Source organism: Collinsella sp. CM84Y_54 (assembly GCF_036317945.1).
Taxonomy (GTDB): Bacteria; Actinomycetota; Coriobacteriia; order Coriobacteriales; family Coriobacteriaceae; genus Collinsella.
Genome location: NZ_JAWQCX010000001.1, coordinates 240,510 through 252,670 on the forward strand (window position 1 = coordinate 240,510; position 12,161 = coordinate 252,670).

Here is a 12,161-nt window from a genome sequence, read left to right on the forward strand (position 1 = left end):
GGAGGGGAGAGCATGAACAACATCGTACTTGCCGTTCTGCAGGGCGTGGTCGTTATGGCCGTCGCGCCGTTCTTCTCCGGTCTCGGCCGCGTGATCCGCGCCAAGATGCACAACCGTCGCGGCCCCAGCATCATGCAGGACTATCGCGACCTGGCCAAGCTCTTTGCGCGCCCCGAGTCCCAGAGCGAGGACGCGAGCTTTGCGCTGCGCATTATGCCACCGCTGTTCTTCGCCGTCGCCTTTATGCTCGCGATGGGCCTGCCGCTCTTTACGGCGCAAAGTCCCATCCCGGTCTTTGGTGACGCTATCACCATCATGTACAGCCTGGCGCTCGCCCGCTTCTTCTTCGCCCTCTGCGGTGTGGATTCGTCCAACGCCTACGCCGGTATCGGCGGCGTTCGCGAGCTGCTCATGAGCGTGCTCATCGAGCCGTCCATGCTGCTGGCGCTGTTTGCCGCCGCCCTGGTGTGCGGCTCCACCGACATCGCCACCATGGGTCAGCACATCATGACGGGCGCCATCGACGCGCCGGTCGCCGTGATCCTCGCCGGCATCGCCTTTGCGATCGCTTGCTACATGGAACTCGGCAAGCTGCCGTTTGATCAGGCCGAGGCCGAGCAAGAGCTTCAGGAGGGTCCGCTCGCCGAGCTTTCCGGCCCGTCGCTTGCGATGGCCAAGCTCGCCATGTCCATGAAGCAGGTCCTGGTCGTCGCCTGGTTCTGCGCGATCTTCATCCCCTGGGGCGAGCCCGCGACCGTGGGCGCCGCTGCTGTTCTGGGCGCGGTCATCTTCCTGGTGAAGTGCCTGATCGACTTTGTCGTATGCGGCGTGATCGAGAACTCCTGCTCGCGCTCGCGTTTTAAGGTGCTTGGCAATCAGACCTGGGCCGTCGTGGGCATCGCCGTTCTGGCGTTTGTCTTCGTGGTCGTCGGCGTGTAGGAGAAGGGAGAAACAATGTCATTTGCAGTCAGTCTGTCCCTTCTCGGCTTGGTCGCTATCGCGGCCCCGATGGTGGCTTCGGTGCTCGTCGCCCTGTTCCCCCGTCCGTACGCCAAGTGGTTCAGCGTTTTGGGTGCCGCCGTCTCGACGGTCTGCACCATCGTCCTCGCCGCGAATTTCGCTGGCGCCGGCATGCCCGACACGCAGGTCCCCCTGATCTCGTTTGGGCAGACCCTCGTTATGGGATTCACCTTCGATCGCATGAGCACGCTGCTCGCGCCCGCCTTTGTGGGTATCGGCCTGCTTGTCGTGATCTATTCGATTCCCTATATGAGCGAGAATAACCGTGAGCATCCCGACGCACCGCGTCGTCGCTTCTACGCGTACCTCGCGACCTTTATCGGCGCCATGGCCGGCCTCGTGTACAGCTCGACCCTTTTGGGCCAGCTCGTGTTCTTTGAGATCACGGGTGCGTGCTCTTGGGGCCTCATTAGCTACTACATGACGCCTACGGCCAAGAAGGCCGGCATGAAGGCCCTCATCATCACGCATATCGGTGCGCTCGGCCTGTATCTGGGCGCCGCCATCGTGTTTGCCCACACCGGCACCTTCGCCATCACCGCGATTGCCGGCCTCGACACCAAGCTCAAGGCTATCGTCCTTTTGCTCGTGCTGTTTGCGGCCTGGGCCAAGTCCGCACAGGTCCCCATGTACATGTGGCTGCCTTCGGCCATGGAAGCGCCGACGCCTGTTTCGGCCTACCTGCATGGTGCCTCGATGGTCAAGGTCGGCGTGTGCGTGTTCGCACGCGCGCTCGTCTCTGCCGGCGAGATTCCCGAGATCTTGGGCTGGGTCGCCATTATCGACGCCATGGTCACCATGCTCTTTGGTTTCCTTATGTACCTGCCGCAAAAGGACATGAAGCGTCTGCTGGCCTTCTCCACGATCGCCCAGCTCTCCTATGTGTTCTTTGGTCTGGGCCTTTCGGTCTTTGGCAGCCAGCTGGCCTTTGATGGCGCCGTGTGCCACATCTTTAACCACGCTTTCGCCAAGACGCTGTTCTTCCTGATTGCCGGTTCGTTCTCCTTTACGCTCGGCACGCGTATGCTGCCCAAGCTTCGCGGCATCGTAAAGAAGTACCCGATCTCGGGCGTGGGCTTTGGTGTCGCGGCGCTCGCCATTGCCGGCGTGCCGCCCATGAACACGTTCTTCTCGAAGTTCCAGATCATCGCCGGCGGCTTTTCCGTGGGTGCCGGCAACGTCGCGATCCTGGTGCTCGTGTGCATTATGGTCGCCGAGACCGTCGCCACCTTTGCATGGTTCCTTAAGTGGATGGGCTATTGCCTGCCCGGCGAGCCGAGCGAAGAGGTCGCTGCGGGTGCCCCGCTTCCCCGCGCGATGGCGTTCGTGTTCATCGTGCTCATCATCATGGTCATCGTCAGCGGCCCGCTTTCGGCCAGCTGGATCGGTTAGGAGGTAGAACGACATGGGTTATTCGATCGTCAACATCCTTGGCGGCCTTCTGATCGTCACGTCCACCATGGTGGTCGTCTCCAAAAACATCAAACATGCCATCAACTGGTATGCGGTGCAGTCGCTGGTGCTCGTGGGGCTGCTCGCTACGCTCGGTGCCACTACCGGTGCGCAGGAGCTGCTTATGTGGGCCGGATCTGCCTTTATCACCAAGGTCGTCCTGGTCCCTTATATCCTCAACCGTGCGTACAAGAAGATGGGTGAGCCGAGCGACGCATCGCTCAAGGCTGGCCTTAAGCCCGCGTGGGCCATCTGCATCATCGCCGTCGAGGTCGCGATTTGCTTTGCCGTCGTGACGCAGATCAGCCTGCCCACGGCCGAGGTCGCAACGCCTGCGCTCGCTATTAGCTTCGCTCACTTCTTTGTGGGCCTCACCTGCATCATCTCGCAGCGCAACATCATGAAGCAGATCTTTGGATACTGCCTTATGGAAAACGGCAGCCATGTGACGCTCGCGCTTTTGGCCCCCACCGCTCCCGAGATCATCGAGATCGGTATCGCCACCGACGCCATCTTTGCCGTCATCATCATGTCCATCGTCGTGCGTCGCATTTGGGACGACTCCCACTCGCTCGATGCGCGCGACCTGTCCGAGCTGAGGGGGTAGTCCATGGAAACGTTGATTCTCGCCCTGCTCGCGACTCCTTTGGTGTTCTCGCTCGTCATGGCGTTTTTGCCCAAGAACACGTCCTATAACGTGTTTGCCGGTCTCAACCTGGTCTCCGTCGCAGCCGTCCTGGTGCTGTCGATTATGACGGCCGGTGACGTCCTTATGAGCGGCGACACCGCGAGCGCTTTTGGCCTGTGGTTCCACCTCGATTCGCTGGGCGCCATCTTTGTGCTGCTCATCGGCTTTATCGGTTTTCTTACGGGGCTGTTCTCGCTGCCCTATGTAAAGGCCGATATCGAGGAGGGCTCCATGCCCGCCGAGCGCGCCAAGCAGTATTTTGCGCTGTTTAGCCTGTTTGTGTTCACCATGCTGCTCGCGTGCCTGTCCAACAACATGATCCTCACGTGGGCCGCCGTGGAGGCAACCACGCTTTCCACCGTGTTCCTCGTGGGTATCTACAAGAACAAGACGGCCCTCGAGGCTTCTTGGAAGTATGCGATGGTCTGCACCGCCGGCGTGGCCTTTGGCCTGTTCGGTACGCTGCTGATCTACGCCAACGCCGCCGACGTGATTCCCAACGCCCACGAGGCCGCATTCCTGTCGTGCGTGCTGCCGTATGCCGACCAGTTCGACCCGACGCTCATGCGCCTCGCCTTTGCGTTTATCGTGATCGGCTTTGGCACCAAGGCCGGCCTGTTCCCCATGCACACTTGGCTGCCCGATGCCCACTCCCAGGCCCCGAGCCCTGTCTCGGCCCTGCTTTCGGGCGTGCTGCTTAAGTGCGCCATGCTTGTGATCATGCGCTTCTACGGCTTTACCATCCAGGCCGTGGGCGCCGAGTATCCGCAACTTTTGCCGTTGATCGTCGGCACGCTGTCCATTTTGGTGGCGGCACTTTCGATGTTTCGCCAGGACGACCTCAAGCGCCGCTTTGCGTACTCGTCTGTGGAGAACGTGGGCGTTATCGCCCTGTGCCTGGGTATCGGTGGCCCGCTGGGTATCGCCGCGGCCCTGCTGCACTGCGTGTTCCACGGCTTTACCAAGACGCTTGCTTTCTGCGTGTCCGGCAACATCCAGCACGCTTTTGGCACGCGTAGCCTGGCTAAGATCCAGGGTGTCGTCGAGGTTGCTCCCGCAACCGCCGCGCTCGCCGTCCTGGCGCTGCTCGGCCTTGGTGCCTTCCCGCCCTTTGGCATGTTTATCTCCGAGTTCCTGACCTTTGTCGCCGGTGTTACCGCCGGTCCCATGTGGCTGGTCGTCGTGGTTGCCCTCGGTCTTACCGTGGCCATCTCCGCGCTCACCCGCATCGCACTCAAGTCGGTATTCGGCCATGCGCCCCAGGGCATGGATAAGCATGAGGCCCCGGCGCTCATGCTTATCCCCGAAATCATCCTGGCTGTCATGATCTTGTGGTTTGGCATCGCCACCCCGCTGCCTCTCGTGCACGGTGTGGAGACCGCGACCGGCATCGTGCTCGAGCAAAGCACTGAGGAACTTCACGCGACGCCGATGTACCGCGCTGTGTTCGGTACCGAGACCGCTCAGAGCGAGGTGGAGTAACGAATGATTGAAACTGAGAACAAGGTGTATGCCCGTCGCTGCGAGAGCCATGTCGAGGCCCTGCGCCGCGCCGTTCCGGGCTGCATCGAGAAGGTCGAGTGGCAGTGCGAGGACCAGCTGACGATTACCGTCAAGCAGGACAAGCTGCCCGAGGCCGTCCACTACCTGTATTACGAGCGCTACGGCTGGATTCCCGTGATCGTCGGCAACGACGAGCGCAGTCTGTGCGGTCGCTACGCCGTGTACTACGTCATCTCCATGGAGGGGGAGGACCCCGGCTGGGTGACCGTGCGCACCGAGGTCGATCCCGCCAAGATGACGTTCCCGTCCGTGACGCCGTTCGTCCCCGCCTGCGTGTGGGGCGAGCGCGAGCTTCGCGACATGTTCGGCCTGATTCCCGAGGGCCTGCCCGATCGTCGCCGCCTGGTGCTGCCCGACGATTGGCCCAGCGGCCTGTACCCGCTGCGCAAGGACTCCATGGACTACCGCTTCCGTCCCGCTCCCGCGAGCGACATGGAAAACTACGAGTTCTTGGCCGATACCAAGGGCAAGGAGACCACACTCGTCCCCATGGGCCCGTTGCACATTACCTCCGACGAGCCCGGCCACTTCCGTCTGTTCGTTGAGGGCGAGACGATCGTCGACGCCGACTACCGTCTGTTCTACGTGCACCGCGGTATGGAGAAGGTCGCCGAGACGCGCCTGAACTATGACGCCGTGACGTTCCTCGCCGACCGCATCTGCGGCATCTGCGGCTGTGCCCACTCGGTGGCCTATGCCGAGGCCGTCGAGCGCGCCCAGGGCATTCATGTCCCGCCGCGCGCCCAGTACATCCGCGCCATCATGCTCGAGGTCGAGCGCCTGCACTCGCATCTGCTCAACATTGGCCTCGCATCGCACTACACCGGCTTCGATTCGGGCTTCCAGCAGTTCTTCCGCGTCCGCGAGAAGTCCATGGACCTGGCCGAGAAGCTCTCCGGTCACCGCAAGACCTACGGCCTCAACGTGATCGGCGGCGTGCGTCGCGACATTTTGGCCGAGCAGAAGCTCTCCACGCTCACGACCATCCACCAGCTGCGCTCCGAGGTTCAGGAGCTCGTCGACGTTTTGCTCTCCACGCCCAACTTTATTGAGCGTACGAGCGGTATCGGTATCTTGGACCGCAAGATCGCACGCGACTTCTCGCCGGTCGGCCCGCTCATGCGTGGCTCGGGCTATGCCCGCGACGTGCGCTTTGACCATCCCTTCGACGGCTACGCCGATCCGGACATCCAAAAGATGCACGCCGCTACGGCCGATACCTGCGATGCCTTCGGCCGTACCGCCGTTCGCATCCAGGAGGTCTACGATTCGATCGACATGATCGAGACCATGCTCGAGAACTGCCCGTCGGGTCCCATCCTCACCACGGATTGGGAGTACACCCCGCACAAGTACGCCATCGGCGCCACCGAGGCTCCGCGCGGCGAGGACGTGCACTGGGCCATGCTCGGCAATAACCAGAAGTGCTACCGCTGGCGCGCCAAGGCGGCCACGTACAGCAACTGGCCGGTCCTGCGCTACATGTTCCGCGGCAACACCGTGGGCGACGCTGCGCTGATCGTCGGCTCGCTCGACCCGTGCTACTCCTGCACCGACCGCGTGACGGTGACCGATGTCGCCGCCAAGCGCGACCACGTGCTCGACAAGGAGCAGTTCGAGAACGTCTGGCGCGACAAGTCGCCGCTTGCGGGCGAGGGCACCATGGCCGCTCCGCTCGATGAGGAGGCGCTCTAATATGCTGAAGCTTTGGAAGGTTAACGCCAAGGCCGGCGACGCGACGGTCAAGTACCCGTTTGCGCCGTTTCCCACCAACAAGGACATGCGCGGCAAGCCCGAGCACAACGCCGAGCTCTGCATCGCCTGCGGTGCCTGCGGCGTGGCGTGCCCGGCCGATGCCATTCGCATGGACACCGACCTTGCGGCCGATACCATTACCTGGTCGATCGACTACGGTCGCTGCATCTTTTGCGGCCGTTGCGAGGAAGCCTGCCCCATGGAGGCCATCAAGCTCACCGAGGAGTTTGAGCTGGCCGTCATGAGCAAGGACGACCTCACCAGCAAGAGCGTCTACACGCTCGAGCATTGCTCGCGTTGCGGCAAGCCGTTTGCCCCGCACAAGGAGATCGACTACGCCAAGCGCCTGCTGCAAAAGGCCGGCGGCATGGAGGCCGAGCAGGCCGCCCGCACCGTCGGTATGTGCCAGGAGTGCAAACGCGAGCTCGACGCCCTGCGCGCCGCCTCGGCCGTAAAGACCGGCAACGCGCACGGCATGGCTGCCAACGAGACGCTTGCGTCCGGTGAGCCTCAGGGCCCCGGCATGGAGTATCTGGGCGGCCACGGTGTGAACCCGGAGTATATCGACCGCGAGCTTAACCCCGATGCGCCCGAGATTCCCGCCGGTCCGGCGCCGGTCGAGGGCATCATCATGGATTTTGAAACGAAGGAGGAGTAACCATGGCCGAACCCACGCTTTTGCCCGAGCGGCTTCAGTACCGCCCGACCAAGATCGAGCTCGACGAGAGCATCGAGAAGGCCAAGGCGACCCTTCTTAAGAAGATCAAGCGCTCGGTGTACGTCTACCGTGTCGACTGCGGCGGCTGCAACGGCTGCGAGATCGAGATCTTCGGTTCCATCACGCCCGTCTTTGACGTCGAGCGCTTTGGCATCAAGGTCGTGCCCTCGCCCCGTCACGCCGATGTGCTGCTGTACACCGGCGCCGTGACGCGTGCCATGCGCATGCCGGCCCTGCGCGCCTTTGAGGCCGCACCCGATCCCAAGATCGTGGTGTCCTATGGCGCGTGCGGCTGCACCGGCGGCATCTTCTACGACAACTACTGCGTCTGGGGCGGCACGGATAAGATTCTGCCGGTCGATGTCTACATCCCCGGCTGCCCGCCCAGCCCCGCGCAGACCGTCTACGGCTTTGCCATGGCGCTCGGTCTGCTGGACCAAAAGCTCCATGCCGAGACCACGGTGGAGGCCGCCGGCGAGCAGGCCGATATCCTGCACCCCGGCGTGCCGTACAAGCTGCGCGTTGCCATCGAGCGCGAGGCTCGCGCCATGAGCGGCTACCGTTACGGCCGCGACCTGGCCAACGAGTTTATGGATACGCTCGAGGGCGCGCCCAAGGGTGATATCCGCGGTGCCATGGCGCTGCTCATCGACAAGCAGGACGATCCGCGCCGCGTTGAGGTCTACTCGGCGCTGCAGGATCTGGTGCTGGCCGGAGGTCACTAGATGGAGCTCACGGACCGCTCTGGTTACTTTGCGGGTCCCGGTATGCTCGGCGGCTCCTTTGGCGATGCCTCGCGCGCAAGCGACGAGGCCGCCGAGGGCGTCGCCGACCCCTGCCTGGGCCATGCGCCCGACCAGGTGGTCTTCTATGAGCTCACGCGTAAGTTTGTGGAGACCGAGGAAGACGTTCCCCAGGAGGCCTGCGACGTGCTGTACTACACGCTCGCCGTGGGCCACCACACCGGCGTGCTCGATTGCTTTGAGCCGCGCCTGTCGGTGCCGGTGGATGTCTTCTATTCGCTCGTCGATGCGCTGCCGGAGGGGGAGGCCAAGACCAAGTTCGAGGCCATCCGCTCCTTTGGCGAGTGCCAGCTTGACAAGGCGGCGGTGCCGTCGCTGCTCGAGGCCTGCGACACGCTGCTCGACGAGCGCGGTTTTCGCGGCTCGGCCAAGGCCGGCATCTCGGTGTTCGACGACGACTTTGGCTTGCATGCCCAGCAGGTCGCGTTTCTGATGAAGTTCCGCGATCTGGTTGAGCGCGTGCGCGATGTGTCGGGTGTGTACCTGACGGGAAGGTTGCAGTAATGGGTCGCGTTGTGGATGGACGTGTGAACGGCGCCCCGTTTGCGGGTATCGTGCTCACGGCGGGAAGCGTGCTGCGTGCCGACGATGCCGCCGGCCCCGTGCTCTCCAAAAAGATGGAGGACGCGCCCATTGCCGGTTGGTACACCATCGACGGTGGCCAAACGCCCGAGGACGACATCATCGAGGTCAAGCGCGAGCGTCCGCCTCGCCTGGTCTTGGTCGATGCCGCCGACATGGCGCTGCCCGTCGGGTCTATCCGCCTGCTCGATAAGCGCGATGTGGCCCGCAAGTCGATGTTCACCACGCATTCGCTCCCTTTGTCGATTCTGATCGAGGAAATCGAGCAATCGTGCGAAGATATCGTCTTCATAGGGATTCAGCCGGGCGATACGGAGTTTTACAACCCTATGTCCCCGGAGGTCTTTGACGCCGTCGACGCCGTGTACGACGCCGTGGCCGCCAACGACTTTTCCCACTTTGTCCGCTTGGGACAAGAGCAATAGGAGCGCTTGTCCCTGCTGATTAGGAAAGAAGTGATTGACATGGCAGATTCCAAGGCAGAATATCCCGCTCCCGATTGCCTGGCGCCCGCCGCGATCGAGGCCAAGACCGAGGCCGCCGGCGTGACCAAGGCCAACCTGCCGGTCGCAAAGGCCTTTCTGTTGGCAATGTTCGCCGGCGCGTTCATTGCCTTCGGCGGCCTGTTCTTTACCGTGTTCTTGAGCGATAGCACGCTGGGCTGGGGCGCCCAGCGCGTCGTGGGCGGCCTGTGCTTTTGCCTGGGCCTGGTGCTGGTGCTGGTGTGCGGCGCCGAGCTGTTTACTGGCAATTCGCTTATGGTCTGCGCACTCAAGAGCAAAAAGATCACCCTGGTCCAGATGCTCAAGGCTTGGGTCGTCGTATGGGTCGGTAACTTTGTCGGTGCCCTGTTCATCGTCTTTTTGGTGTACATGGCCGGCATTTACAAGCTCAACGGCGAGGCGGTCGCCAATTCCATGGTGAGCGTCGCCGCCGGCAAGGTGACGATCGACTGGGTGACGATCTTCTTCCGCGGCATCCTGTGCAACATCTTTGTGTGCCTGGCCGTGTGGATCGGTACCGCCGGCAAGACCGTGGTCGATAAGGTTGTTGGCATTCTGCTGCCCATCGCCGCCTTTGTGGCCTGCGGTTTTGAGCACTGCGTTGCCAACATGTACTTTTTGCCCATGGGTGCCGTGATGCAGGCGTGCGGCTACGGTGCCGACGTCGCCGGTGCCGATGCGCTCAACGCCGCGGGCATTGCGTTTAACCTGTCCGCCGCCACGTTGGGCAACATCGTGGGCGGCGCGCTTCTGGTCGCGCTCGGCTACTGGTTTATCTACGCCAAGAAGTCCGAGGCGTAAGGTATCGCCTGTTTGACGTTGGGCCTCCCGCGGGGCGTTGCCGTGCGGGAGGCTTTTTTGGCCTGGGGCTCGTTCCCGGGCTGTTGGTCTGTTGTGTTTGGCTTGTGAAAGGGGTAATCGAGATGGCATCTGCTGTGAAGCGTGACGGTCGCGCCGTGGTGACCACATGCGGGGGATGCTATGCCGATTGCGCCTTTGCGGCACGCGTTGAGGACGGTCGCGTGGTGGCTGAGTTGCCGGTGCCGGGGCATCCGTGCGCGGCGCGCGCCCTGTGCGCCCGCGGACGGCATCGCCTGGCAATGCCGTTTGACGAGCGCGACCGCATCGTGCACCCCATGCGACGCCGCCGGGATGGCTCGGGGTTTGATGCGATTACCTGGGACGAGGCGTTTGCTCAGATTGCCGAGCGTCTTTTGGGGATTGTTGACGAGTGCGGGCCTCGTGCGCTGGGCATGACGCTCGGCGTTCCCTCGTTCGACCGCTACTGGGCCTATCGCCTTATGCATGCGCTGGGTTCGCCCAACGTGTACGGTGCCGATGGCGCCTGCGAGGTAAGCCGTCTCACCGGTTGGGAGCACAGCCTGGGCTACAGCCCCGCCTCCGACCTGGCGCATACCGATTGCATCATGTATTTGGGGCGTTCCATTGTCGATTCGTCGACGATGGGGTCGGTCGATGCACTCAACGACGCGCGCCGGCGTGGGGCGAAAATCATCGTGGTTGACCCCCGGCGCAGTGGTTCGGCCGCTATTGCCGATCGCTGGCTCCGCGTGCGTCCGGGCTGCGACTTGGCGCTGCTGTTGGGTATTGTCCACGTGTTGATTGCCGAGGGCCTGTACGACCACGAGTTTGTGGACCGCTATACCACGGGTTTTGACGAGCTGGTGCAGGCGGCCCGTGCTTGGACGCCCGAGTGGGCCGAGTCGATGTGCGACGTGCCAGCCGCAGAGATTGTCGCCACGGCGCGCGATCTCGCTGCCGCCGCGCCTGCCGCTGTGGTGGATGCGGGTTTTCATGGTGGCATCGGCATCGCGTATGCCAATAGCACCCAGACCGCACGCGCTATCTGCTTGGTCGATGTGCTGCTGGGCTGTATTGGACATGCGGGTGGCGCGCTCAATCCGCCCACACCGCTTTCACTGGGCGACCTCGATCCCACTCGCTTTGCGACGCCGCCGGTGCCGCGCGAGCCCAAGCTGGGGTCCGAGCGCTATCCACTGGTCGATCCGGTGCGCGGCCTGTGTACGACCATCGGTCAGTCGATTCTTGCCGGCGATTTGCGTGGGCTCATCGTCTATGCCAGTAACCCCGGTGCGGGCTATGGCAATGCACAGGCTTGGTTGGGTATTTTGCAGCAGCTCGACTTGCTTGTGACGATTGATATTCGTTGGTCCGAGACGGCGCGTGCTTCTGACTTCGTGCTGCCCGACGTGACGTATCTGGAGGCCGACCGCGGTGTGGGCACAGTCGTGGGCGTCAACGATTCGCGCGTGTTCTACCGCAACGCCGTGCTGCCCGTGCAGCATGACGGCACACGTCCCGGTCGGGAGATTTTTGCCGGTCTGGCGCAGGCGTGTGGCGTGGGCGAGTATTTCCAGTTTACGTCTGACGATCTGACGGCTGCCCAGGTGGCGCCTTTTGGGATCGATCTGGACGAGCTCAAGGAGCGCGGCTGGGCCGACACGGGCGTGGCGCTGCCGTCGCGTACGGGCGAGCCGGCGATTCCCTTGGATGGCGGCAAAATTGCGCTGGCAAGTGACGTATGGGAGCGTGCCGGCATGGGTCGTGTGCCCAACTGGATTGCGCCCATGGTGGAGCCCGGCCCGGGGATGTTTCGCCTCATTAGTGGCAACCGTCCCTTTGAGTCGCACACCTCGCGAAGGCTTGCGGCTCAAGGTGCCGCCGAGGCTGGATCGGACCTGGATGCCGTGCAGATGAATGCCGATGCTGCTGCGCACATGGGCATCGCCGACGGCGAGATCGTCGAGCTCGTGAGCGATATGGGCCGCGACCGCGTGCGCGTGGAGACGACGCCGCATCTGCACCCGGCGTGCATCTTCACCTCGGCCGCTCCCGGCGGACGCGCATTTGGTGCTGAGGGTGGTGGCCGGCAAGCCCTGGGCGTCGGGCCGCTCGACCACACGCCGCTGCGCTGGGACCCGTTGACGGGTGCCGCGCTCACCCAGGAAAACGCCGTTCGCGTGGAAAAGATCGTCGCGCGCGGGGATAATGACGAGTAATTGACTCAGCTGATGTATTCGACTGATCCACGTTTC

Annotated in this window: 11 protein-coding genes; all 11 read left to right on the forward strand. The window is 63.1% G+C overall.

Features of this window, described 5'->3' with window-relative positions; genetic code table 11:
- The first annotated feature begins 12 nt into the window (after positions 1 to 12).
- The 11 genes from V2391_RS01100 (at position 13) to V2391_RS01150 (ending at position 12,125) form a co-directional block, all read left to right on the forward strand.
- Positions 13 to 939: a respiratory chain complex I subunit 1 family protein gene (locus V2391_RS01100; RefSeq protein WP_217750438.1), complete on the forward strand. Its 927-nt coding sequence runs from the start codon at positions 13 to 15 to the stop codon at positions 937 to 939.
- Between the two features lie 15 nt (positions 940 to 954).
- Entirely contained in the window at positions 955 to 2,412 is a 1,458-nt protein-coding gene (locus V2391_RS01105; RefSeq protein ID WP_329737915.1) for a hydrogenase 4 subunit D, read from the forward strand.
- A gap of 13 nt (positions 2,413 to 2,425) precedes the next feature.
- Entirely contained in the window at positions 2,426 to 3,079 is a 654-nt protein-coding gene (gene hyfE, locus V2391_RS01110; protein ID WP_022095199.1) for a hydrogenase 4 membrane subunit, read from the forward strand.
- 3 nt (positions 3,080 to 3,082) lie between these two features.
- Complete coding sequence (locus V2391_RS01115; protein WP_329737916.1) at positions 3,083 to 4,642, forward strand: hydrogenase 4 subunit F; 1,560 nt, start codon at positions 3,083 to 3,085, stop codon at positions 4,640 to 4,642.
- 3 nt (positions 4,643 to 4,645) lie between these two features.
- Positions 4,646 to 6,418 (forward strand): hydrogenase large subunit, encoded by a 1,773-nt coding sequence (locus V2391_RS01120; RefSeq protein WP_271747422.1) that lies wholly within the window; start codon positions 4,646 to 4,648, stop codon positions 6,416 to 6,418.
- 1 nt (position 6,419) lies between these two features.
- Positions 6,420 to 7,136, forward strand: a complete 717-nt coding sequence (locus V2391_RS01125) for a formate hydrogenlyase complex iron-sulfur subunit (protein WP_196022398.1) — start codon at positions 6,420 to 6,422, stop codon at positions 7,134 to 7,136.
- A gap of 2 nt (positions 7,137 to 7,138) precedes the next feature.
- On the forward strand, positions 7,139 to 7,921 hold the full coding sequence (locus V2391_RS01130; protein ID WP_260699786.1) for an NADH-quinone oxidoreductase subunit B family protein: 783 nt from the start codon (positions 7,139 to 7,141) through the stop codon (positions 7,919 to 7,921).
- The gene (locus V2391_RS01135) at positions 7,922 to 8,503 is read left to right on the forward strand and encodes a formate hydrogenlyase maturation HycH family protein (RefSeq protein ID WP_055286175.1); all 582 of its coding nucleotides are present in this window, start codon (positions 7,922 to 7,924) and stop codon (positions 8,501 to 8,503) included.
- Positions 8,503 to 9,006 (forward strand): hydrogenase maturation peptidase HycI, encoded by a 504-nt coding sequence (hycI, locus tag V2391_RS01140; RefSeq protein ID WP_196025392.1) that lies wholly within the window; start codon positions 8,503 to 8,505, stop codon positions 9,004 to 9,006. Before V2391_RS01135 ends, hycI begins: the two co-directional genes overlap by 1 nt.
- A 39-nt stretch (positions 9,007 to 9,045) precedes the next feature.
- On the forward strand, positions 9,046 to 9,885 hold the full coding sequence (locus tag V2391_RS01145; RefSeq protein WP_329737917.1) for a formate/nitrite transporter family protein: 840 nt from the start codon (positions 9,046 to 9,048) through the stop codon (positions 9,883 to 9,885).
- 122 nt (positions 9,886 to 10,007) lie between these two features.
- Positions 10,008 to 12,125, forward strand: coding sequence for a molybdopterin-containing oxidoreductase family protein (locus tag V2391_RS01150; protein WP_329737918.1), 2,118 nt, complete (start codon positions 10,008 to 10,010; stop codon positions 12,123 to 12,125).
- Positions 12,126 to 12,161: the final 36 nt, after the last annotated feature.

Coding starts and splice junctions, on each gene's coding strand:
- V2391_RS01100 (WP_217750438.1), top strand. CDS start 13: ATGAACAACATCGTACTTGCCGTTCTGCAGGGCGTGGTCGTTATGGCC.
- V2391_RS01105 (WP_329737915.1), top strand. CDS start 955: ATGTCATTTGCAGTCAGTCTGTCCCTTCTCGGCTTGGTCGCTATCGCG.
- hyfE (WP_022095199.1), top strand. CDS start 2,426: ATGGGTTATTCGATCGTCAACATCCTTGGCGGCCTTCTGATCGTCACG.
- V2391_RS01115 (WP_329737916.1), top strand. CDS start 3,083: ATGGAAACGTTGATTCTCGCCCTGCTCGCGACTCCTTTGGTGTTCTCG.
- V2391_RS01120 (WP_271747422.1), top strand. CDS start 4,646: ATGATTGAAACTGAGAACAAGGTGTATGCCCGTCGCTGCGAGAGCCAT.
- V2391_RS01125 (WP_196022398.1), top strand. CDS start 6,420: ATGCTGAAGCTTTGGAAGGTTAACGCCAAGGCCGGCGACGCGACGGTC.
- V2391_RS01130 (WP_260699786.1), top strand. CDS start 7,139: ATGGCCGAACCCACGCTTTTGCCCGAGCGGCTTCAGTACCGCCCGACC.
- V2391_RS01135 (WP_055286175.1), top strand. CDS start 7,922: ATGGAGCTCACGGACCGCTCTGGTTACTTTGCGGGTCCCGGTATGCTC.
- hycI (WP_196025392.1), top strand. CDS start 8,503: ATGGGTCGCGTTGTGGATGGACGTGTGAACGGCGCCCCGTTTGCGGGT.
- V2391_RS01145 (WP_329737917.1), top strand. CDS start 9,046: ATGGCAGATTCCAAGGCAGAATATCCCGCTCCCGATTGCCTGGCGCCC.
- V2391_RS01150 (WP_329737918.1), top strand. CDS start 10,008: ATGGCATCTGCTGTGAAGCGTGACGGTCGCGCCGTGGTGACCACATGC.